A 22,242-nucleotide genomic window follows, 5' to 3' on the forward strand; every position below is an offset into this window, starting at 1 on the left:
GGCTCAGGCCAGCAGGCCGGAGCGCTTCCACAGCCTGCGTCCCACCCCGTTCAACACCCCGATGTCGTCGAAGAAGTCCGTCAGCCGCTTCGCGCCCGACTGCATGACCTCCGCCCGGTGGCCGCTCGCCTTCACCTGGGCGACGGCCTCGTGGCGGTCCAGGCCGACGTTCGCGTACACCTGCGGGTTGATGAAGCAGACGGAGAAGACGCGGGCCGCCTCGCCGCAGCTCAGCCGGGTCAGCTCGCGCTCCCAGCGCGGGGCGGTCACCATCTGGCGGCGCAGCTCCTCGCGGGCGTAGCGGACGTGCCGTGCCTCCTCGACCACATGGATGCGGGTCACGCCGCGCACCAGCGTCTGGACGCGCTCGTCCGGGAACGTCAGCCGCTGCATCCAGTCGAGGATCTCCTCGCCGAGCAGGGTCGCGGCGAACGAACCGGGGGTGGTAGAGACGGTCTTCAGCACCCGCGCGAGGTTGTGATAGACGCGCGGCACGGGGTAGTCGGGCGAGCCGCCCCACTTGATCATGCGGCCGAACATCATCGAGTGCCGGCACTCGTCGGCTATCTCGGTGAGCGCGTAGCGGACGTGGTTGCTGGTCACCGGGCGGTCGTAGATGTGCCGGACCAGCAGCTGCATGAGGATGATCTCGAACCAGATGCCCAGCGAGGCGAGCGACGCCGCCTCGTGCCGGGAGAGGTCCATCCGCTGTTCCTCGGACATCTTCCGCCACAGCGGGGTGTCGTAGAGCGAGACGAGCTCGGGCGGCCAGAACCACTTGCCTTCCTCGATCGCCGCGTCCCAGTCGAGCTCCTTGTCCGGGTCGAAGGAGTGCTTGGCCGAGGAGTCGAGCAGCCGCTCGGCGATCTGTTCGCGGTCCCGGAGCGGGCCGAGTGCGTCGCGAAGCAGCTGGACGTCGCGTTCGGTCACTGGGGTCATGCTGGAGGCACCTCACACATGGGGTTACCGGCGGTCACTCCTTATGAGACTCCTAGTCAGTAAGGCCGTCAATCCCTTGCGCACGACTTGTTGACCCGGCGTCTACCAACGTGTGAACCTGCCAACTGACGCAACTGCCAAGGGAATTGCCGAAGCACGCCAGGCGAAGGAGTTGTCCGTGTCGACACACGACCTCTACACCACTGCCCCCGAAGCGCCGTTGTGGCAGGTACCCGCCTCCGGCGCCGCCCGCTTCAGCTGGGACTACGACGACGGTCGCGAACGCCTGCTCGCCCTCTACCAGAAGGGCAAGGACAAGCAGTGGGACGGCAACAAGCGCATCGACTGGTCCCTGGAGGTCGACCCCGCCGACCCGCTCGGCACCCCTGACGAGGCCCTCACCCTGTACGGCACCCCGCACTGGGCGAAGATGACCGACAAGGACCGGGGTGAGCTGCGCAAGCACTACACCTCCTGGCAGTTCAGCCAGTTCCTCCACGGCGAGCAGGGCGCCATGGTCTGCGCGGCCAGGATCGTGGAGTCCGTCCCCGACCTGGACGCGAAGTTCTACTCCGCGACCCAGACCATGGACGAGGCCCGGCACGCGGAGATATACGGCCGGTTCCTGCACGAGAAGGTCGGGATGCTCTACCCGATCAACGACAACCTCCAGGGACTGCTCGGCGACACCCTGCGCGACTCCCGCTGGGACATGCCCTATCTCGGCATGCAGGTCCTCATCGAGGGGCTCGCCCTGGCCGCGTTCGGCATGATCCGGGACACGACGACCAAGCCGCTGCCCAAGCAGATCCTCGCGTACGTCATGCAGGACGAGGCCCGGCACGTCGCGTTCGGGCGGATGGCGCTGCGTGACTACTACAAGCAGCTGAGCGACGCCGAACTGCGTGAGCGCGAGGAGTTCGTCATCGAGGGCTGCTACCTGATGCGGGACCGGCTCAGCGGCGTCGAGGTGCTGGAGAACTTCGGCATCGGCAAGCAGGAGGCCAAGGACCTCTCCGAACACTCGGAGTTCCTGCAGCTCTTCCGCAAGCTGCTGTTCAGCCGGATAGTGCCGTGTGTCAAGGACATCGGCCTGTGGGGCGAACGGCTCCAGAAGGCCTACGTCGACATGGGCGTCTTCGAGCTCGGCGACTCCAGCCTGGACCTGCTGATGGCCCAGGACGAGGAGATAGCCGAGCAGCTCGACCGGGACCGTTTCGAGGCGGAGGAACTGGCCAGGGTCGCCGAGGTCGAGGAGGCGATCGCGCAGGGCGCACCGGGAGAGTGACGGGAAGCGGCGCACGCCGCGAGCCGCTGGGCCGAGGCAGGGCGGCGGACGATCACCGGGCGGGCGACCGCCCGCCTGGCCGGCCTGCGGGCCGTTGTGCGTCATGGCCGCACAGTAATCAGCGCGTCCTCCACCGCACAGGCCGTTCCGAGCAGCGAGACATCGGCCCCGCGCTCCGCGACCAGCTGGAGCCCGACCGGGCAGCCGTCCGCCGTGAATCCGGCGGGCACACTGGCGGCCGGATGCCCACTCAGGTTGAACGCCCAGGTCAGCGCGGTCGAGAAGAGCTCGCCCGGACCGTCGTGGCCGTGCGGGCGGTTGGGGGTGGTCGGCGTGAGCAGCAGAGGCGTACGGGCGAACAGGGCGTCGAGCGCGGTGTCGTTCGCGCGCCGGATCTCCGTGGCGCGCGGGGACGGCGACCCGCCCCGGACCGCCTGCCAAGCCTCCCACGGGTCGAGCAGCTCGCACGTACGGTCCACGAGCCGCACCACCCCCGCCGCCACCAGCCGCCCCACCGCACGCCCGACGACCGCCGCGACCTCCGGGTCGACCTCGGCGTACCCCAGGTCGGGGCTGAAGACGGCCGGTACGGGAAGGACGGGCGGCTCCGGCTCGTAGGCGTCCAGGACGCAGCGCAGGTACGTCGCAGCCCCGGCGGCCGACCGGGTCAGCACCCCGGCGGAGGCCAGCCCGGAGCGGTCGGGGGAGGGCAGCAGGCCGTTCGTCGTCTTCAGGCCGAACACCCCGCACCACGCCGCCGGGATCCGCACCGACCCCGCCCCGTCGCTGCCGGTCGCCAGCCCCACGAGGTCCGCCGCGACGGCGACCGCCGAGCCCGCCGAGGAGCCGCCCGGCGTGCGGTCGGGGCGCCACGGGTTGACCGTACGGCCGTGGGCGCCCAGCCCCCAGGTCTGCCAGTAGGTGCCGGCGCCGGGCACCGAGGTCGCACCCACCGCGACCCCACCGGCCGCTATCAGCCGCCGGGCCGCGTACGAACGGATTCCGGTGCGTCCCTTGACCGCGAACGGCATTCCGGCCAGCGGGAGCCCACCGGCCCGCTCCGTGTCGGCGAGCGCCGGCTCGTGCCACACCTCGATGAACGCGGACAGGCGGGGATCCTCCCGCCCGATGCGTTCCAGCGCCCGGCCCACCCCGCTCACGTCTGCCACCCGGTCAGTCTCGCAGGGCCGCCTCCATGACGGAACGGGCGATCGGGGCCGCGCTGCCGCCGCCACTGATGTCCGCCCGGTTCGCCGCGGCGTCCTCGACGACCACGGCGACCGCGACGGCCGGCTGTCCCGAGTCCGGCGACTGGGCCCAGGAGATGAACCAGGCGTACGGCCTGCCCGAGTTGTCGATGCCGTGCTGTGCGGTGCCGGTCTTGCCGCCGACCGTCACCCCGTCGATCGCGGCGTTGGACCCGGTGCCGTTCTCCACGACGTCGACCATCATCTCCCGCAGCTGCATCGCCGTCCGCGGGTTCATCGCCTGGTGGTAGGTGTGCGAGCCGTTCCGGTGGACGGTCGTGCCGTCGTGCGTGGTCGTACGGTCCACCAGATACGGGGACTTGAGGTCACCGCCGTTGGCCACGGCGGACGCCACCATCGCCATCTGGAGCGGTGTCGCCGTCGTGTCGAACTGCCCGATCGACGACAGCGCCAGCTGGTCGTCGGTCATCTCGGTGTCGAAGTTGCTCTTCACCACCCCCGAGGGGATCTTCAGCCCGGTGTCGTTGAAGCCGAACTTCCGCACCGCCTCCACCATCCCGTCGAGCCCGACCCGCACCCCCAGATCCGCCATCACGGTGTTGCAGGAGACCCGGATCGCCTCCGCGAGCGAGGCATTCTCGCAGCCCCGTGCCTCGTTGGGCAGCGTGGTCGACGTACCCGGCAGCACATACGGGGACGGGGTGTCGGTCTCCGCGTCGGGATCGGTGACGACGTCCGCGTCGAGCGCCGCCGCCGCCGTCACGATCTTGAAGGTGGAGCCCGGCGGATAGGTCTGCCGGATCGCCCGGTTGAGCATCGGCTGGCTCTTCGACGCGTTCAGCCGCGCCCAGGCGTCGGTGACGGACGAACCGGTGCCCGAGAGCTGCCCGGGATCGTACGAGGGGGTCGAGACCAGCGCCAGGATCTTCCCGGTGGACGGTTCGACGGCGGCGACCGCGCCCCGCCGGCCGCCGAGCCCTTGGTACGCGGCGCGCTGCATCGAGTCCTTGACGGTCGTGACGACGTTGCCGCCGGGCTGCTGACTGCGGGTGATCTCGTTCCACAGCGGGAGCGGGGCGAGCATCGAGTCGGTGCCGGAGAGGATGCCGTCCTCGGCGTTCTCGATCAGGGTCGTGCCGTACGTCTGCGAGGCGTAGCCGGTCACCGGCGCGTACAGCGGGCCGTCGCGGTACGTGCGCTCGTACTTGAGCTGCTCGCCGGTGTTCTTCGAACCGGTCACCGACTTGCCGCCGACCAGGATGTTGCCGCGTGGCTGGCCGTAACGGGCGATCGTGAGGCGGCGGTTGGCGGGATTGTTGTCCAGGCTGTCGGCTTCGAAGACCTGGATACGGGCGGCGTTCAGCAGCAGCGCCACGAGCAGCAGGAGAAGAAGCGCGGCGGCCCGCCGGATGTAGCGGATCACCGCTCGTCCTCCGTGATCGGCGCGATGATCCCGGTCTCCGCATGGCCGGGCTGCGGTCTGCGGGCCTGGTCGCTGACCCGGATCAGCAGTGCCACGATGATCCAGTTGGTGACGACGGACGAACCGCCCTGGGCGAGGAACGGCATCGCCATGCCGGTCAGCGGGATCAGTCCCATCACCCCGCCCGCGATCACGAACACCTGGAGCGCCAGGATCGAGGCGAGACCGATCGCGAGCAGCCGCCCGAAGGGGTCGCGCAGGGCGAGGCCGGCCCGGTAGCCGCGGGCCACCAGCAGCGCGTACAGCAGGAAGATCGCGGTCAGCCCGGCCAGCCCGAGCTCCTCGCCCGCCGTCGCCAGGATGAAGTCGGACTTGGCGGCGAAGCCGATGAGGATGGAGTGGCCGAGGCCGAGCCCCGTGCCGAGCATCCCGCCCGCGGCGAACGCGAACAGCGACTGGGCCAGCTGGCTGGGGCCCTGACCGGCATCGATGGAGGCGAACGGATCGAGCCAGTCCTCGACCCGGCTGTGCACGTGCGGTTCGAAGGAGCCGACGACGAACGCGCCGACCGCGGCGAGCACCAGACCCACCGCGATCCACCCGGTCCGGCCGGTGGCGACGTACAGCATGATCACGAAGAGGCCGAAGAAGAGCAGCGAGGTGCCCAGATCGCGTTCCAGGACCAGCACACCGACGCTGAGCAGCCAGATCGCCACGATCGGACCGAGCACCCGGCCGGTGGGGAGCTGGAGCTTCCAGATCCGGCGGCCGGTGTAGGCGAGCGCGTTGCGGTTCGCGGCGAGATACGCGGCGAAGAACACGGCGAGCAGGATCTTGGCGAACTCGCCCGGCTGGAAGGAGAGTCCGCCGACCCGGATCCAGATCTTGGCGCCGTTCACCGCGGGGAAGAAGATCGGCACGATCATCAGGACCAGCGCGGTGGCGACCGAGAGGTACGCGTACCGCTGGAGCACCCGGTGGTCGCGCAGGAAGACGACCACCGTGGTGAACAGCGCCACACCGAGCGTGGACCAGATCAGCTGGGTGGGCGCCGCCTGGTCCTTCGGCGTCTCCAGGTCGAGCCGGTAGATCAGCACCAGACCTAGCCCGTTGAGCAGTACGGCGATGGGCAGCAGCAGCGGATCGGCGTACGGGGCGCGGAAACGGACCGCGAGATGGGCGAGGAGGGCGAGCAGCCCCAGGCCCGCGCCGTAGCCGGCCACATCGGGCGGGACCGCGTCGTTCTTGGCCAGGCCGACGGCGGCGTAGCCGTAGACGGAGATGAGGACGGCCCCGATGAGGAGCAGCAGCTCGACTCCGCGCCGCTTGGGCAGGCGTAGATCGGGCGGGGGTGCGTCCGCCGTCGTTGCGGTCATGCCAGGCAACGTAGCAAGAGCTGGTGTGTATTTCCCTTATGTCGTAGTAGGTATGTCCGAGGGCCTGGCCGCCGGCTTCTTCCCGTTGCCCGATGCTCCGTCACTCCCCGTTACGGGGCCCGGACTTCGTGCCGGTCCCGGATTCTGACGCCCCGTCGTCCGCTCCCGTGTACTCGGGCAGTGTCACCCGGGCCACCGCCCCGCCGTCCGGGGCGTTGCGGAACGCGAGCCCGGCGCCGATCACCGCGGCCTGCCCGGCGGCGATGGTGAGCCCGAGACCGTGCCCCTTGCCGCCGCCCTCGGTACGGAACCGCTGCGGGCCGTCGTCCAGCAGATAGTCCGGGAACCCGGGGCCGTGGTCGCGCACGGTCACCACCGGTCCGTCGACCGTCAGTACCACCGGGGGCCGGCCGTGCCGGTGCGCATTGGTGATCAGATTGCCCAGCACCCGCTCCAGGCGCCGCCTGTCGGTCTCGACGCGTACGTGTGCGGATTTCTCCGGCCGCTCGATCCGGATCTCGGTCCGCGTCCCGGACGCGCGCACCACCCGCTCGACGAGCGGCACCAGTTCGTACCCGTCGAGATCGACCGCTTCCGTACGGGCGTCGAGCCGGGAGATCTCCAGCAGATCCTCCGTCAGCGCCCGCATCGCCCGGACCCGGTCCCGCACCAGCTCGGACGGCCGCCCCGGCGGCAGCAGCTCGGCGGCGGCCGAGAGACCGGTCAGCGGGGTGCGGAGTTCGTGCGCCACATCGGCGGTGAAGCGCTGCTCGGTCTGTAGTTTGCGCTGGAGCGTGGACGCCATGGTGTCCAGCGCACCGGCGACGACAGCGACCTCGTCCTGCGGGCGCGAGGGGTCCGCCGTACGCGGGTCGCGGACGCGGGCGTCGAGGTCCCCGGCGCTGATCCGGCGGGCCACCTGGGCCGTCAGGTGCAGCCGCCGGGTGACCCGGGTGACCGCGAACGCGCCGACCAGCAGGGTGGCGCCGATGGCCAGCAGGGAGGAGCCGACGATCGCCCCGTCGAGACTCTCGATGGTGCGGGTGCTCAGGCTGTAGTCCACCTGCGTGGCCAGTGCGCGGCCGTCGGCCGGAGCCGCTGCCCACATGGCCGGACGCCCGTCGTGATCGCCGACGAGCGTGCCGCGTTCGCCGCTCGTGGCCAGGGTGCGCAGGGCAGCGGGCAGCCCCGGGGGATCGATCCCGGAACCGGGCGGCAGCGCCTCGCCCGTCTCGTACGCGGTGGTGACGTCCGCCAGCCGGTCCAGGGCCTTCTCGCGGGCCCGGCCCACGGTCTGGCGGGTCACCTCGGTGTGGACCAGCACACCCAGCAGCGCGGCGAGCACGCAGCACATCACCGTGATGAAGACGGCCGACTTCCAGGTGAGTGTCGCGGCCCAGGAAGGCACCCGCGGCCGGCGCCGTCCCGTTCCGCGCCCGCTCGTGCCGGGCCCGCTCGTTCCGGGCCGCCTCATCGGCGCTCCGCGGAGACGCCGGCGGACGGTGCCGCGGTGGGGCCGGTGGGTGTGGTGGTGGGCGTGGCGGCGGGCGCGGTGGCCGGCCGGGTGGCCGTGGGCCGTGGACGCGGTGCCCGGGACGACGGGATCCGCTGGATCTCGTCCTGCGTCGGCAGCATCGCGCGCTGCCGGGCGTCCCAGGACCAGGCGGTGCGGTACTGGTACCCCGTGATCGCGGACGGCACCCGCATGATCAGGTCCCGTCCGGCCAGCTCGACGCTGATCACGGCGTCCGCGGTGGACAGGATCCGGGTCAGTCCGCCCGCGTCCGGCATGTAGACCCGCACGGAGAGCTGGTGGTCGGCCAGCCGGATGCCGAGCACCATCTCGTCCCTGCCGTCACCCGTCAGATCACGGAAGTACGGCCGGAGCACGGGGCAGGAAGCCGGTTCGGCCCGGCAGGCGTTGATCTTCCGGACGGTGTCGGCGGAGAGGTCGGCCGCGCCGCTGGACCGGTTGGGCCGGGCCGCCAGGCCCGCCTGCACCACCGTCACCGGATCCAGCCGGTGCACATCGCCGTCCGGCACCGCGATCCCCGGGATGCGCGCGGTCTCGCCCTCGCCGTAGTCGTACGGGGCGGCGGAGGCGGGTGGCAGGCCGGGCCAGAGCCGGGCGGGCCCGACGGCGGTCGGGGTCGGTCCGGCGCTCCGCAGCCCGCCGCCGTTGCCGCAGCCGGTCAGCAGCGCCAGGCCGGCGGCGGCCCCGAGGGCCGCCGCCGTGCGCCACTGCACACGGCGATGCGGACGCATGACTCCCTCCCTTCCGGAGGCCCATGTCCCATGACCCTATTCGGAAGGAAGTCCGTTATGTCTATTTAGTACGGATGAGGGCGTTCGTTTCGGCACCCGGCGGGAATGCTTCCGTGCCCGGCAGGCATGTATCGGTGCCGACAAGCAGTGCCGATCAGCTCTGGTAGGGGTTCTGTCCCTGTCCGTTCGGCGCGTACCCCGCCTGCCCCTGCTGCTGCCCGTACGGATTGCCCTGCTGCGAGGCCGCGTGCTGCGCCAGCAACTGCTCGGCCTGCTCCTTGGGGATCTGCTGCTCCCCGCCGCAGAACGTGCACTGGGTCGCGAACTTCGTGGAGAACGGGAAGAGCGGCACGAAGAACAGCGTGAACTTGGTGACCCTCTTGCGCAGCGTGTGCGCGGCCGGGTTGCCGCACCAGCCGCAGACCAGCGTCAGTATGGCCAGTTGGTACAGATAGCCTCGCGTACCAAAAATGATCATGTTGGTTCCTTCCCCGTATTTCCCAGAAGCGCCTGCCGGCAGAGCGCCAGCAGCTTTTCGTCCTCGTATGTGTCGTGGCTGCCGTACCCGCCGTCCATCGCGTTGTGACGGCGTACGGAGATGAGTTCGGCGCGCAGCACATGTGCCGCATCCGACCCTGCACCAGCGGCACCCATTCGCGCCAGGCCTTCCGTCACCCGGACGCGAACATGACGATTCTCCTCCCAGGCCGCCAGGAGCACCGGCACGGACTCCTCGGCCCGCCCGGACACCTCCCACAGCGCCACCGCCGCGTCCACCCGCAGCCACAGCTCCTCGTGCCACAGCAGCGCGCGCAGCCGCGGCGCGACCACCGCGGCCCTCGCCCCGAGCCCGCCCAGCGCGTTCACCGCGGACCGGACCTCGTGGACGCGCTCCGCCCGCAGGCCCTCGATCAGCACCGGCAGCACGGCATCGGCATCCCCGTCCACCGCCCACAGGGCCTTCGCGACCTCGGTCGCCGAAGTCGCCCCGGGACTCCGCAGCAGCGCCCGCAGCTCCGGTATTGCACCGCGCGCCGCGGGCCCGAACGAGCCGAGCGCCCGCAGCGCCGCGGTACGCACCCACTCGCCCCGGTACTCCGGCACGCCGCGCAGCACCCGTAGCGCCTCCGGCAGCGCCTCGTCCGCCCGCAGCGCGGCCAGCCCGGTGAGCAGCGGGCCCGCCCGGTCGTGCGCCCGCTCGTCGAGCGGGACCTCGCCGAGCCGGCGGCGCAGCACCTCGGCCAGCGGGGCCGCCGCCGCCCCCAGACAGCCGATGGCGAACCCCGCGTCGTGCGGCACCTCGGACCGCTCCAGCGCGGCGGCCAGCGCGGGCACGGCACGGGCGTCGCCCAACCTGGCCAGCGCCTTCACCGCACTGCCGAGCGCCGGAGGTCCGCTCGGCCACTCCCGCACCCAGGCCCCGGGATCCGCCGCCACCCGCGCCGCCAGCGCGTCGGCGGCGGGCGCGGCGAGCCCGAAGAGCTCCTCCAGCACGTGCGAGGCGGCCTCGGCCAGCCGTGGATCAGGTGTGGCGAGCTGCTCACCGACCAGCCGGACCAGCTCCTCGTACGAGCCCCGCCAGACCCGGATCAGCCCGCTGCTCATCCGGAGCGCGTCGATCCGTTGCCGGCGGTCCGGGCTGCGCAGCTGATCCGTCAGCAGCGCCGTCCGCTCGGCGACCCGGTCGTCCAGCCCCACGTGCAGCGTGCGCAGCAGATCCGCCGTCCAAGGGGCGGTGGGCGCCGGAGCCTCCTCGTCGGACAGCGCCCGCAACTGGCCCACCAGGGTCACCGGCACGACCCGCTCCTCGGCGGGCGGCTCCCCGGCCCCGGCCCCGGCCCCGGCCGCGTCGGGGTACGCCTCGACGGCCGCGACCGCCTCGGTCGCACCGGCCTGCGCATCGACCGCGGGGGCCGGCCCGGGCCGGTGTCCGGGCGTCGAGCGCAGCTGCCGCAGCAGCCCCGTCACCACCCGCACGACATCGCCCGGCAACGCGTCCGGTGCGCACCGCGCCAGCTGTGCCAGCGCGGCCAGCCGCAGCCCCGCCGGGAAGCCCTCGCCCGCCAAGCGGCTCAGCCACGCCGCCGCCTGCCCGGCCAGCATCCGGTGACGCAGGGCGACCCGCCCCGCGGCCTCGACCAGGGCGAGCCGCACCTCCTCGTCCGGCTCGATCGGCAGACGTTCCCGCAGCAGCGCGAGAACCCTGTCCGGATGGCCGTGGAGCGCGGCGAGCGCCAGGGGCGCGTTGAGCCGTACCCCCGGGTCCTCGTCGGCAATCAGCTCGAAGAAGACCCCGGCGTCCGCGGTGACGGCGGTCGCCGCCATCGCGTAGTTGGCCGCGCCCTCGATCTCGTCCTCGTCCATCTCGTCCTGGTCGTCCTCGTCCAGGTCGATACCGCCGATGCTGGTGAGCAGCTCCACGATGCTGCCTCGGTCCTGGACGCCCGGGTCCACGACCAGCTCGAAGAGAAAAGGAATGCTCGCCAGCGTGCAGGCGTACACGTCACCCTGATGGTGAACCGCGCCGTACATCCCGTCCAGCGCCTGCTCGCGCTCCGCCGGATCGGCGGACGCGAGACCCCGCAGCATCGCAGGCACATCACCGGCCGGCCCGTAGGCATGCTCCATCGAGGCCCAGTCGACCTCGTCGATTCCTGCGAACACCCCATCGCCTCCCCACGCATTTCAACGAAGCAGTGTCTGCGAGGAGTGTGCACCACGGGTCGGATGATCCGCCCGCCACATGCGGTCTTTTCCTGGCGAGCATGACAAAGGTCCATGCCATGCGTTATTGGTGGACCGGCGAGAAACAGCCACTTCCGGTGACGGATGACAGAAGGGCTCCTGCGCGCCCGTGTCGCCCATCAGCGGGCCGGACACACCTACCGCGCGTCCGGCAGTCGTCCGGCCCCGTCCGGATCGGCCAGCGGCCCGAGCAGATCCCCGTACCGCTCCAGTCGTGCCCCCATCCCGCCCGCCAGGAAGACCAGCTCCCCGGGGGTCCGGCACTTCTCGACCTCCGCCCAGGTGACGGGCGCCGAGACGGTCGGTTCGGGCCGGGCGCGCAGCGTGTACGGGGTGGCGGTGGTCTTCGCCGCCGCGTTCTGGCTGAAGTCGACGAACACCTTCCCCGGCCGCAGCGCCCGCTTCATCCGGTGCACGACCAGGTCCGGAAGCTCCTGCTCCGCCTGGACGGCCAGCCCTTTCGCGTAGGCCGACACCCGATCGGAGGGGGTCGGCTCCAGCGGTACGAGCAGATGCAGCCCCTTCGACCCGGAGGTCTTCCCGTACGCCCGCAACCCGTCCGCCGCCAGCCGCTCGCGCAGCCACAGTGCCACCGCGCAGCACTCCACGACGGTCGCGGGCGCGCCCGGGTCCAGGTCGAACACCATCCGGTCGGCGATCCCCGGAGCATCGGCCCGCCACTGTGGGGTGTGGAACTCCACCACCAGATTGGCCGCCCACATCAGCGAGGCCAGATCCTGCACGACCACCTGCCTGGCCTTCCTGTCCTCATGGTGCGGCACGGGGGTGGTCCGTACCCAGGACGGCGTACCCGGCGGCGGATTCTTGGTGAAGAAGCGCTGCCCGTCCGGCCCGTCCGGATAGCGCAGAAAGGACACGGGCCGGTCGCGCAGATGCGTGAGCAGGACCCCCGCGGCAGTGGCCGCGTAGTAGTGCAGCACCTCGCCCTTGGTGGTTCCGGTGGCCGGATACAGCACCTTGTCGAGATTGCTGAGTGCCAGCCGCCGCCCCTCCACCTCTGTGATCGGCGTCATACGATAAGAATCACATGATTCACGGACCTATAGGTATCTGCACGGACACAAGGGGTGAACGGTGAGGTCCATATGGAACGGCGCCATCTCCTTCGGGCTGGTCAGCATCCCCATCAAGCTGGTCAACGCCACCGAGAGCCACTCGATCTCCTTCCGCCAGATCCACCTCGCCGACGGTGGCCGGATCCGATACCGGAAGGTCTGCGAGATCGACGAGCAGGAGGTCTCCGCCGGAGAGATCGGGAAGGCGTACGAGGAGGCCGACGGTTCGGTGATCCCGATCACCGACGAGGACCTCGGCTCGCTTCCCCTGCCCACGGCCAAGACGATCGAGATCGTCGCCTTCGTGCCGGCCGCCTCGATCGACCCGCTCCAGATGGACGCGGCGTACTACCTCTCCGCCAACGGAGTCCCGGCGGCCAAGCCGTACACGTTGCTCCGTGAGGCGCTGAAGCGGAGCCAGAAGGTAGCGGTGGCGAAGTACGCGCTGCGCGGCCGCGAGCGGCTCGGCATGCTGCGGGTGGTCGACGACGTGATCGCCATGCACGGCCTGCTCTGGCCGGACGAGATCCGCAGCCCCGAGGGCGTCGCCCCGGAGACCGAGGTCAAGGTCCGCGACACCGAACTCGACCTGGCCGACGCGCTGATGGACACCCTCGGCGAGGTCGACATGGATTCGCTCCACGACGACTACCGCGAGGCGGTCGAGGAGCTCATCGCCGCGAAGGCGGAGGGCCGGACCCTGGAGCCGGCGGAGGCGGACGACTCCGGCGGCAAGGTCATCGACCTGATCGCGGCCCTGGAGAGCAGCGTCCGCGCGGCGAAGGAGGCCCGCGGCGAGGAGCCGGAGACCGCGGAGGAGCCGGCGGGCGCCCCGGTGGCCAAGGTCACCTCGCTCGCTGGCCGCAAGAAGTCCGGCGGAACCGGGGCGAAGAAGAAGGCCACGGCGGCCACCAAGAAGACGGCCTCGGCGAAGAAGTCCGCATCGAGCAGGGCGCCCGCCAAGAAGACCGCCGCACGCTCGACGAAGAAGTCCACCGCCAAGACGACCACCGAGCGAGCCGCCACGACGACGGCGAAGAAGACCACCGCGAAATCGGACTCGAAGACGCACTCGCAGTCGGACTCGAAGCCGACGGCGAAGAAGGCGGCCCCCCGCAAGCGCGCCTCTGCCTGAGACGGGGACGGGCGCGTACGGGCTGTCGCAGGCGCTGCCGTCCCCATGCGCACGGCGGGGGAACACTCACCGCGATCACACTCCGAGCGCTGTCAACCGTCGTGTGATCGTTGTCAGTAGGGTATCCGCCGGGGCCATCCGAGTCAGGGCATTCGTTATTCCTCGAACCTCATGAAAAGCCAGCTCATTCTTGAGGATTCGTATGAGGCGATTGATGCACTCCGCGGCCTCATTCTGCGATTCGGGAGAGGTGGCAATGCGCGCGGCGACCTGGACCAGCGTGGCCACCATTTGGTGTTGAGGGCTCGGGTCCTTGTAGTAGAGGTCAGTGACTTCCTTGATCGCCTGTCCGGCGAAAGCTTCCCAGGTGACGGCCGGCTGGCCGCCTTGTTGCTGTTGCGCCGACGGGTCAGTCGTTCCATTGCGTGCCGCGAGGGCGCCGTCAAATGCTTCCCGAGACCATTTCTCCAGCAGCCCGACGTCTTCTCGCAAGTCCGGAAAGTTCGTGAGCGAGGGGCCGAACGAGCGCATTTCCAGGGGAATTACAGGGACGCCCTGGACGAAGTCCGGACCCGGCAGCTCCGTCATGCCGCCGAAGGCGTGGGCCTGATATCCGGGTTTGATGGGTTGATCGCCCTGGAGGGCGGACTTGGTGTAAGTTCTCAAGATCGCTTCGTCCTCGGTGGCTATGCGCTCGCCTTCCTTCATCGGGTTGACTTCCCGGTAGTGTCTCCAAAAAATATCGTCGATTTCTTCGGAGCTCTCCCGCAGGAATTCTTGAGCACTTCCGGAAAGAGTGGTCCGTACCGAATCGAGACCGACGCGGGACAGTGCGGCGGTCTTGTTCTTTATCTGGCCGCCGGAGAGGTCGGGGTTTTCCTTGCGTCCCTTGTCGGCCAGGGCGGCCACCTGGGTGTAGTACAAGGTGCCGAACCCGCGCAATTCCTCGCGATCCACATGCATCGCCTGATCGTCCGCAAACATGCTGGTTGCATACATTTCAGCCAGAGCCGCACCGAATTCGAGTGACTTGGCTAGGTGTCGCTCTGAATGGTTCTTCGTGCTGCGGATCTTGTTCCCTGAGTTCGTTCTGGCATCGGGTTCGTTGAGCGCATTGGTGAAGAACCCTGCCATGCCATGCAGGGGAACTCCCACGGTCTCATGGACGAACAGCCCGCCACCGTCTGGTCCGCCGCGCTCCACGTGGGGGTTCTCAGGTGCCACCCTGGCCGTCTTGAACCCCTCTTTGGGAACGTAGCCCTCGTCGGCAAAGAGAGCCTTCATCTGCTTCTCGGAATTCGGGGAGCCCGCGGTCGGTCTGTAGAGCCGACTGTGAGCATCCTCAAGATGATCGAGGGTTTCACTGAGGGGAGAGAACTCCTCGCCAGGCAGTACTGAAGCGGGCCCGGATACGATTTCTGCATTCGTGTAGAGCCCCGATTTGTCCGGGAGCCAGCGCGCATCCGAGACAACCTTGATGCCGCGCTGCTGATTTTCCGCCAAGGTGAATCCGGTGCTGTTACCGTTCATGACGTTTTCACCGTTGCCCCGGACGACGGGACGGTCGACCTCGATCTCCAGCCCGATCGCTCGTTGGACGGTGGGTTCCCCGCTCCCGGCCGATCGGTCCGCCTGGTTCTGTCCGTCGTCCAGGCGTCCACCCTGTGGGCTGGGGGCGCTCATCAGCCGTGTGGCGTTTGCTTCGGCCTCGCGTTCAAACCGGTCGGAGGGGTCGGAGACCTTCAGTCCCGCACCGTTGTCGGTCCCGGTGACGGGGCCTTGACGTTGCTGAATGACATGGGTCAGTTCGTGGGCCAAGGTGTGCTTGGTGCCGCCGCCGTCGCCGAGGACGATGTGGTTACCGGAGGTGTAGGCGCGGGCGCCGATCTCGGCCGCGGACGCCTTCGCCGTGCTGTCGTTGTGAATGCGGACGTCGGAGAAGTCCGCGTCGAGCCGGGCTTCCATGTCGGTGCGGGTCGCCTTGTCCAACGGCCGGCCTCTGGTGCGCAGGACCTCGTGCACCGCGGAGCGCTGCACCGCGGGTCGTTCCGTCGCCCGGCCTTCCTGGTGTCCGCAGTCGGGGCCGTGTTGGTGCTGGTCGGATTGCGCCGGGACATGACCGGCCTGACGGAGCATCTGGACGACGGCGGCGTTCCCGACGTCGGCCTGAAGAGCGAGCAGGCCGAGAGGGACCGAATGCGGCGTGGCCGCAGGCTTGAAGGAGGTGATGCGCCCGCTGTCGGCTCCGGTGGTTCGGTGGATCTCGTGATCGCGCAAGGGAACTTCTTCCGGCGTGGGGTGTCCAACCCTTCCTGGATACGCGCTGAGCGCGTGCTGGTCCAGGTATCCAGGGGCAGTGTGGTGTGACCGGACGGGGCAACGCCTGGGCTCTCCGGGACAGGTGTCCGGGAGGTGGACGACGACAGCGGGCGCCTCGCGGACTCAGCTCGGTCGGCTACCGAGGAACGTGCGCCAGGCGTTGGGGCTGAAGGTGATCACGGGTCCGGCGGGGCGCTTACTGTCGCGGACGGGGACGAGGTGGGGGAGGTTGGTGGCGGCCTCGACGCACTCGTTGTTGCCACCGCTGTACGAACTGATGCGCCACATCGCGCCCGACAGGTCCGGCGTGCTGCGGTGTGCGCTCTTCATGGTTGATGCTCCTTGGCCCTGCGGTGGATGACAGCGCGGGACTCGGTCGGAGAGAGCGCTGAAGTGCGCGCGGCGTCGAACAGGTCCTGATAGCGCGAGACGTCCGTCTGCCGCTCCAGCCACATGGAGCCGGACGGATTGTCCGCCAGGACCACGTCGAGCGCCCCCTCCTCGGGAAATCCCAGTACTACGTACGGGCCGAACATACTCGCATGGGCTCCGCGGGAGAACGGCAGTACTTGAACGGTCACATTGGGGCGCTCGGAGCTGGCCAGCAGGTGCGTCAGCTGCGCGCCCATCACTTGGGCACCGCCCACCTGCTGCAGAAGCACCGACTCCGAGAGCACGGCCCAGAGCCGCAGCGGGTTGTCGGACAGAAGCCTCTCCTGGCGCGCGAGGCGTACCTGGACGAACTTCTCGATCTCGTCCGCCGTCTGCCACTGCCGTGAGGCCACGGTGACCGCCCTGATGTACTCGGGGGTCTGGAGCAGGCCGGGGATCAACTGCGCCTGGAACGTGCGGATCGACGCCGCCATGTCCTCCAGGGAGATGTAGTCCCGGTAGGTGTCGGCGAGTACGTCGCCGTACTGGTTCCACCACCCCTCTCTGCGCCTGCGATTGGCCTTGCGCGCAAGGGAACTCAGTCGCTCGCGGGTCTCGTGCTCCGAGACCTGATACGCGTGCAGCATCGCCGTCAGGTCGGGGAGCCGAACTGCCACGCGTCCGTTCTCGATGCGGCTGATCTTGCCCTTGGTGCAGTCGAGCGCGTCGGCGGCCTGCGCGGTGGTCAGCCCCGAAGTCTCCCTCAACCGCCTCAACTCGTCGCCCAGTTGTCGCCCGAGGACGGTCGACGGGGTCGCGCTGGTGCTCTTTGCGTACATGCGAACAGCTTTACCGAACCGGCAGCTTCAGTGAGGCACGGTTACCCGAAAGAGGGAAAAAGGGCACCACATCAATCGGCAACGTTGCAATCACACGTCGTGCCCGTTCATTCTGCTCGTGAGGCCGAGGAACCCGGCAGCGCGAACAGCGTTCTCTGGCGCGGGATTCCGAGCGAAGGCCGACTTTCTGGGAGCTGCCATGCGTGAACCGTGTGAAGTGAGTTTCAAGCTGCCTCGTGATCGCGGCAGCGTGCCCCGGGCCCGAGCCGTGCTCCGCGCCAGACTCGGCGAATGGCGGGCACGCCAAGACACCGCCGAATCCGGCGAGTTGATTCTCTCCGAGCTGGTCACCAACGCCCTGCGCGCACCCGCGCCCGGCGACCGGATGGTCGGCGTACGCATCGTCTGCCGTGAGCGCGGGGCACTGCTCCGGCTGGAGGTGAGCGACGCGGGGGAGGGGCGGCCACGGATTCGGCGCCCCGGCGCGTTCGAGACGACCGGCCGCGGCCTCCAACTCGTCGACGCCTTGGCGGACCGGTGGGGCGTGGACGAGCGGTGGGGCGGGATCGGGAAGACGGTCTGGGCGGAGCTGCTGGCCTCGGGGCCACTCCCGTAACCCGGCCCGACGGGGCGGAGGCCACGTCGGAGCCCATGACCGTGCGGGCCGAGGGCAGGGCGGTACGACCCCGGGATCATGCTGGTCCGAACCCGCTGGGTGGACCGGCGCCGACACATCGGGATGGCGGCAGGAACACCGATTGATCACCGACCGCAGGGCTTCCCGCCTATGCTCGCCGGATGGAGCAGAGCGAAGTGGTGAAGCGGGTGGTGGGCATCCTCACGGAGGCGGGCGAGATCCGTCGGCTCCTCGAAGAGAATGTCGACCGCGACGACCTGGAAACCGATCCCAGCGTGGTGACCGTGCTCCTCAACGAGACGATGCCCCGGATCTCCGTCCCCGAGGACGCCTCGATCGAGGAGGTCGCGACGCTCGTCGGCCGTGAGGTCGGTGCCGCGGTGGAGCAGCTCGTCGGCGCGTTCACCCTGGCCTTCGCGATGCTGGCCCAGGTGCACGACTCCGGGCAGACGGATGTGACCTCCGCCGATGTGCTCCAGGACCTGGCACTGCGGGCCGAACAGATCGGCTCCGACGGGCCGGATGACGAGGGGGCGTAGCCAGTACGGACGAGCGTCCCCGGGCCGGCGGCCGGCAGCAGCCGGCCTACGGCTCGGTGACGCCCGGCCGGGAACCGGGGCTCGGCGCACCCTTGTCCGCGCGCCGCAGCAGGACGACCGCCGACACCGCCGCGGCGAGCGCGACCAGCGCCGCGACGGCACCGGCCTCGCCGACCGCCGTCGTGTACTCCCGCCGCCCGGGAGCGGAGACACCGATGAACAACCCGCCGCATACCGCGGTGCCCAGCGCGAGACCCACCTGGCGGGCGGTGTTGGCCACGGCCGCGGCCGTGCCCGCGCGGGACGGGTCTGCGTCCCGCATGGCCGCGGACGGAAGCACCGGCGACACCATGCCCGCACCGATCCCGGTCAGCAGGAGCGACGGCACGAGCGGCACCGGGCCCGTACGAGACGCCCAGCAGCGCGAAACCCGCACACCCCGCGGCGCAGGGCGCGGTGCCGACGCCCAGCGGGACCCACCGCCGTACGCGCTGGAGCACCGCCCCGCGCGTGGCGGAGACGACGAAGAAGACCGCGGGCTGGAGGGCCGCAGGAGCGAGGTGTCGACCGACGCCGGCGGGTGAGCACCGGTAGGCCATGCCGAGAGGGGGATCAGGACGGACTGTCCGGCGACGGGTGTGGAGCCGACGGCCCCGGAGCCGTATGCGGATGTTGCGGCCGGGGCCCTGGCAGGCCTTGTCCGCCCAGCGCTCCACGTCGGCGCGCGTAGATGATCGCCAGTGCGATGAAAAAGACCCTCCGCTCAGCGTTTCCGCTGGTCGGAGGGTCTATTTGAGGTGCCCTCGGCAGGATTCGAACCTGCGCACACGGCTCCGGAGGCCGATGCTCTATCCCCTGAGCTACGAGGGCGTATCGCTGTGTTGCTCGGCGACGGGTGAAACACTACCAGCTTCCGCGGGGTGTCCGTGAACAGGTATTTCCCGGCTCGCCGGAGGTGCGGTGGGGGGCCGGACGGAGGGGGCGTGCGGTGTGTTCCGGATGCATCCGGCCATCCCTTGCGCCACTCGTCCGGGGGCGGAAGTGGGTAAAACCCGGACGCAGCCACGGGGTCGCCCCTACTCTCGGAGTGTGTCAGGGGCGTGTGGCCGCGTGCTTGTTGTCGACGACAACAAGGTCATCCGGCATTTGATCAGGGTCAATCTCGAGCTTGAGGGCTTCGAGGTCGTGACCGCGGCCGATGGTGTCGAGTGTCTTGATCTGGTGCATCGGGTCCGTCCCGATGTGATCACGCTCGATGTCGTCATGCCCAGGCTGGACGGTCTGCAGACCGCCACCAGACTGCGCTCCGATCCGCGGACCAGACATCTGCCCGTGGCGATCATCAGTGCCTGTACTCCGTACGAGGTGGACAGCGGGGTCGCCGCAGGGGTCGATGCCTTCCTCGCGAAGCCCTTCGAGCCGACCGAGTTGGTGCGGCTCGTACGGCAGTTGATGGAGCGGGAGGACCCGCCGTCGCTCGACGGCAGGCGGAGCGCCGGGACCGCGGAGCGTGCCGCGGGGTGATCGCATGGCGAAACCGGGTCGCGGGGTGCCCCCCTTCCTCCCATACGCTTGTCCTGTGACCCCCGCCGATCTCTCCAGGACCGTGCTGCACGCCGTGCGCCGCGCGGTCGACGAGGATGTCCTACGCGCGCCCGTGCCCGCGCGTGTGCGGGTGGAGCGGACCAGGCCCGGCGGGCGTGGGGACTACGCCTGTGCCGTCGCCCTCCAGCTGGCCGGGCCCGCCGCGCTGCCGGCCAGGGACGTGGCCGAGATCCTCCGGGAACGGGTACTGGAGGCGCCGGGGATCGGGGACGTCGAGGTCACCGGACCGGGATTTCTGAACTTCACGCTGCAAGCCGGTGCGCGCGGCCTCGACGCGCTGGTCCGGGCCGTCGGAGCGCGCGGTACGGCGTACGGGCACGGGGACGCCCTCGCCGGGGCGGCGGTCTCGTTCGCACCCGTCGAGGAGCTCCGCGCCAGGATCGTCACCGGGGCCGTCGAGCGGCTGCTCCGGGCCCAGGGGGCCGAGGTCGGGGAGCGGACGGCGGGCGGGGAGGCGCTGCATGTGATGCCGGTGCCGGCCGCCGACCGTGATCTCTTCGAGCGGCTGGGGAGCGACGCCGCGCGGTGGTCGCTGCTGCGGGCCGCTCCGCACGACCGGCCCCGGGGCACGGGGAGCGGCGAGTTCCTCGTGCAGCAGGAGAGCAATCCGTTGTTCCGGGTGCGGTACGCGTACGCCCGGACCCGTGCACTGAGCAGGAACGCCCGGCAGCTCGGGTTCGGTGCGGCGTACGAGGAGAGCGTGGACGCGCCCGTGCTCGGTGCGCTTCTCGCCGACCACCCCGGGGTGCTCGCCGCCGCCGCCCGGTACCGCGAGCCCGACCGGGTCGCCCGGCAGCTGGAAGCCCTCGCACAGGCCTTCTTCGACTTCCACGACAGCGCTTCGCCGCTCCCCGTCGGTGACGAGAAACCCTTGGCCGCCCACCGTTCCCGGCTCGCTCTTGCCGAAGCCGCCGGGACGGTGCTGGCAGGCGGCCTGTCCCTGCTCGGCATCAGCGCACCCGAAGTCCTCTGAGAGACCCGAGAGAGCAGAGCAGCACCATGAGCCGATCCGCACACCCCGCCGGGCCCCGTCACGCCGATGTCATGACGGAGGGGCACTACACTGCCCCGCCCGCCGATCTCAACGCCCTGGACGAGAAGGTCTGGGCCCGTACCGTCTCCCGCAACGAGGACGGTGCGGTCGCCGTCGGCGGGATCGAAGTGACGCGGCTGGCCGAGGAGTTCGGCACCCCCGCCTACTTCCTCGACGAGAGCGACTTCCGGGCCCGCTGCCGCGCCTGGGCCGACGCCTTCGGCCGCGACGCCGACGTGTTCTACGCCGGAAAGGCCTTCCTGTCGCGTGCCGTCGTGCGCTGGCTCCAGGAGGAGGGGCTCAACCTCGATGTCTGCTCCGGCGGCGAGCTGACCACCGCGCTGGACGCCGGGATGCCGGCCGAGCGCATCGCCTTCCACGGCAACAACAAGAGCGTCGCGGAGATCGAGCGGGCCGTCGAGGTCGGCGTCGGGCGTATCGTGCTCGACTCCTTCCAGGAGATCGCCCGGGTCGCGCACGTCGCGCAGCGGCTCGGCAGGCGGCAGCGCGTACAGATCCGGGTGACCGTCGGTGTCGAGGCGCACACCCACGAGTTCATCGCCACCGCGCACGAGGACCAGAAGTTCGGGATCGCGCTGGCCGGGGGACAGGCCGCCGAGGCGGTGCGCCGGGCGCTCACCCTCGACGGTCTCGAGCTCGTCGGCATCCACTCGCACATCGGCTCGCAGATCTTTGACATGGCCGGCTTCGAGGTCTCCGCCCGGCGCGTGGTCCAGCTGCTCGCCGAGGTGCGCGACGAGCACGGGGTGGAGCTGCCCGAGATCGACCTGGGCGGCGGGCTCGGCATCGCGTACACCTCCGAGGACGACCCGCGCGAGCCGCACGAGATCGCCAAGGCGCTCGGCGACATCGTGACCCGCGAGTGCGAGGCGGCCGGGCTCGCCACCCCGCGGATCTCCGTCGAGCCGGGCCGCGCCATCGTCGGCCCGACCGCCTTCACGCTGTACGAGGTCGGCACCATCAAGCCCCTGGAGGGGCTGCGTACGTACGTCAGCGTCGACGGCGGCATGTCGGACAACATCCGCACCGCGCTGTACGACGCCGAGTACAGCGTCGCGCTCGCCTCGCGCACCTCCGACGCCGAGCCGATGCTCGTCCGCGTCGTCGGCAAGCACTGCGAGAGCGGCGACATCGTGGTCAAGGACGCGTTCCTGCCGTCCGACCTCGCCCCCGGCGACCTGATCGCCGTGCCCGCCACCGGTGCGTACTGCCGTTCCATGGCGAGCAACTACAACCACGCCCTGCGTCCGCCGGTCGTCGCCGTGCGCGATGGAGAGGCGCGTGTCATCGTCAGGCGCGAGACGGAGGAAGATCTCCTGCGTCTCGATGTCGGCTGATGAAATAGATGTCTCAGGATCCGGACGAGTGGCAGAAACTCCCGTCCGGTGAGTGAGACTGGTCCACACATCAGATGTAAAGGAA

At 70.1% G+C, this 22,242-nt stretch carries 21 protein-coding genes and 1 tRNA gene; 8 read left to right on the forward strand and 14 right to left on the reverse strand.

Annotation, left to right across the window (positions count from 1 at the left end):
• Positions 1–3: 3 nt before the first annotated feature.
• The gene (locus OG978_RS27775) at positions 4–939 is read right to left on the reverse strand and encodes an AurF N-oxygenase family protein (protein ID WP_326767823.1); all 936 of its coding nucleotides are present in this window, start codon (positions 937–939) and stop codon (positions 4–6) included.
• A 178-nt stretch (positions 940–1,117) separates the two neighbouring features.
• Here OG978_RS27775 and OG978_RS27780 point away from each other — a divergent pair, with 178 nt between their 5' ends.
• A complete protein-coding gene (locus OG978_RS27780; RefSeq protein WP_326767824.1) occupies positions 1,118–2,227 on the forward strand; it encodes a ferritin-like domain-containing protein in 1,110 nt (369 codons plus the stop codon).
• Positions 2,228–2,328: 101 nt separating this feature from the next.
• Here the strand turns inward: OG978_RS27780 and OG978_RS27785 are convergent, their stop codons facing one another.
• The 8 genes from OG978_RS27785 to ligD all read right to left on the reverse strand — a co-directional run bounded on the left by OG978_RS27785 (position 2,329) and on the right by ligD (position 12,278).
• Positions 2,329–3,396, reverse strand: coding sequence for an amidase (locus OG978_RS27785; protein ID WP_326767825.1), 1,068 nt, complete (start codon positions 3,394–3,396; stop codon positions 2,329–2,331).
• Positions 3,397–3,400: 4 nt separating this feature from the next.
• Complete coding sequence (locus OG978_RS27790; protein ID WP_326767826.1) at positions 3,401–4,858, reverse strand: penicillin-binding transpeptidase domain-containing protein; 1,458 nt, start codon at positions 4,856–4,858, stop codon at positions 3,401–3,403.
• On the reverse strand, positions 4,855–6,234 hold the full coding sequence (locus tag OG978_RS27795; protein WP_326767827.1) for an FtsW/RodA/SpoVE family cell cycle protein: 1,380 nt from the start codon (positions 6,232–6,234) through the stop codon (positions 4,855–4,857). Before OG978_RS27795 ends, OG978_RS27790 begins: the two co-directional genes overlap by 4 nt.
• A gap of 100 nt (positions 6,235–6,334) precedes the next feature.
• Positions 6,335–7,708 carry a HAMP domain-containing sensor histidine kinase gene (locus tag OG978_RS27800; RefSeq protein WP_326767828.1) on the reverse strand — a complete coding sequence of 458 codons (1,374 nt, stop codon included), beginning with the start codon at positions 7,706–7,708 and terminating at the stop codon, positions 6,335–6,337.
• Entirely contained in the window at positions 7,705–8,499 is a 795-nt protein-coding gene (locus OG978_RS27805) for a hypothetical protein (protein ID WP_326767829.1), read from the reverse strand. Before OG978_RS27805 ends, OG978_RS27800 begins: the two co-directional genes overlap by 4 nt.
• Before the next feature lie 154 nt (positions 8,500–8,653).
• Positions 8,654–8,977: a zinc-ribbon domain-containing protein gene (locus tag OG978_RS27810; protein ID WP_326767830.1), complete on the reverse strand. Its 324-nt coding sequence runs from the start codon at positions 8,975–8,977 to the stop codon at positions 8,654–8,656.
• Entirely contained in the window at positions 8,974–11,163 is a 2,190-nt protein-coding gene (locus OG978_RS27815; RefSeq protein WP_326767831.1) for a HEAT repeat domain-containing protein, read from the reverse strand. Before OG978_RS27815 ends, OG978_RS27810 begins: the two co-directional genes overlap by 4 nt.
• 218 nt (positions 11,164–11,381) lie before the next feature.
• Positions 11,382–12,278, reverse strand: coding sequence for a non-homologous end-joining DNA ligase (ligD, locus tag OG978_RS27820; protein WP_326767832.1), 897 nt, complete (start codon positions 12,276–12,278; stop codon positions 11,382–11,384).
• Positions 12,279–12,339: 61 nt separating this feature from the next.
• Here ligD and ku point away from each other — a divergent pair, with 61 nt between their 5' ends.
• Complete coding sequence (ku, locus tag OG978_RS27825; protein ID WP_326767833.1) at positions 12,340–13,455, forward strand: non-homologous end joining protein Ku; 1,116 nt, start codon at positions 12,340–12,342, stop codon at positions 13,453–13,455.
• A 75-nt stretch (positions 13,456–13,530) separates the two neighbouring features.
• Here ku and OG978_RS27830 read toward each other — a convergent pair whose 3' ends face one another.
• The 3 genes from OG978_RS27830 to OG978_RS27840 all read right to left on the reverse strand — a co-directional run bounded on the left by OG978_RS27830 (position 13,531) and on the right by OG978_RS27840 (position 16,985).
• Positions 13,531–15,732: an eCIS core domain-containing protein gene (locus tag OG978_RS27830; protein WP_442817753.1), complete on the reverse strand. Its 2,202-nt coding sequence runs from the start codon at positions 15,730–15,732 to the stop codon at positions 13,531–13,533.
• A gap of 165 nt (positions 15,733–15,897) precedes the next feature.
• The gene (locus OG978_RS27835) at positions 15,898–16,104 is read right to left on the reverse strand and encodes a DUF397 domain-containing protein (RefSeq protein WP_326767834.1); all 207 of its coding nucleotides are present in this window, start codon (positions 16,102–16,104) and stop codon (positions 15,898–15,900) included.
• Positions 16,101–16,985 carry a helix-turn-helix domain-containing protein gene (locus OG978_RS27840; protein ID WP_326767835.1) on the reverse strand — a complete coding sequence of 295 codons (885 nt, stop codon included), beginning with the start codon at positions 16,983–16,985 and terminating at the stop codon, positions 16,101–16,103. Before OG978_RS27840 ends, OG978_RS27835 begins: the two co-directional genes overlap by 4 nt.
• Before the next feature lie 199 nt (positions 16,986–17,184).
• Here OG978_RS27840 and OG978_RS27845 point away from each other — a divergent pair, with 199 nt between their 5' ends.
• Together OG978_RS27845 and OG978_RS27850 are read left to right on the forward strand one after the other, a co-directional pair.
• Complete coding sequence (locus OG978_RS27845) at positions 17,185–17,601, forward strand: ATP-binding protein (protein ID WP_326767836.1); 417 nt, start codon at positions 17,185–17,187, stop codon at positions 17,599–17,601.
• A gap of 182 nt (positions 17,602–17,783) precedes the next feature.
• On the forward strand, positions 17,784–18,161 hold the full coding sequence (locus tag OG978_RS27850; protein WP_326767837.1) for a hypothetical protein: 378 nt from the start codon (positions 17,784–17,786) through the stop codon (positions 18,159–18,161).
• Between the two features lie 46 nt (positions 18,162–18,207).
• On the opposite strand, the gene OG978_RS27855 is transcribed toward OG978_RS27850, so the two are convergent.
• Positions 18,208–18,483: a hypothetical protein gene (locus tag OG978_RS27855; protein WP_326767838.1), complete on the reverse strand. Its 276-nt coding sequence runs from the start codon at positions 18,481–18,483 to the stop codon at positions 18,208–18,210.
• Between OG978_RS27855 and OG978_RS27860 the strand changes: the two genes are divergently transcribed.
• Positions 18,482–18,745, forward strand: a complete 264-nt coding sequence (locus OG978_RS27860; protein ID WP_326767839.1) for a hypothetical protein — start codon at positions 18,482–18,484, stop codon at positions 18,743–18,745. The genes OG978_RS27855 and OG978_RS27860 overlap by 2 nt on opposite strands.
• Before the next feature lie 214 nt (positions 18,746–18,959).
• Here the strand turns inward: OG978_RS27860 and OG978_RS27865 are convergent.
• A tRNA-Arg gene (locus OG978_RS27865) sits at positions 18,960–19,031 on the reverse strand.
• A 240-nt stretch (positions 19,032–19,271) separates the two neighbouring features.
• On the opposite strand from OG978_RS27865, the gene OG978_RS27870 reads away from it, so the two are divergent.
• The 3 genes from OG978_RS27870 to lysA are packed head-to-tail and all read left to right on the forward strand — an operon-like array spanning position 19,272 to position 22,157.
• Positions 19,272–19,685 carry a response regulator gene (locus OG978_RS27870; RefSeq protein ID WP_326767840.1) on the forward strand — a complete coding sequence of 138 codons (414 nt, stop codon included), beginning with the start codon at positions 19,272–19,274 and terminating at the stop codon, positions 19,683–19,685.
• 55 nt (positions 19,686–19,740) lie between these two features.
• Positions 19,741–20,739 carry an ArgS-related anticodon-binding protein NrtL gene (gene nrtL / locus OG978_RS27875; protein WP_326767841.1) on the forward strand — a complete coding sequence of 333 codons (999 nt, stop codon included), beginning with the start codon at positions 19,741–19,743 and terminating at the stop codon, positions 20,737–20,739.
• A gap of 26 nt (positions 20,740–20,765) precedes the next feature.
• Complete coding sequence (gene lysA, locus OG978_RS27880; RefSeq protein WP_326767842.1) at positions 20,766–22,157, forward strand: diaminopimelate decarboxylase; 1,392 nt, start codon at positions 20,766–20,768, stop codon at positions 22,155–22,157.
• Positions 22,158–22,242: the final 85 nt, after the last annotated feature.

The organism is Streptomyces sp. NBC_01591, from assembly GCF_035918155.1.
GTDB lineage: Bacteria > Actinomycetota > Actinomycetes > Streptomycetales > Streptomycetaceae > Streptomyces.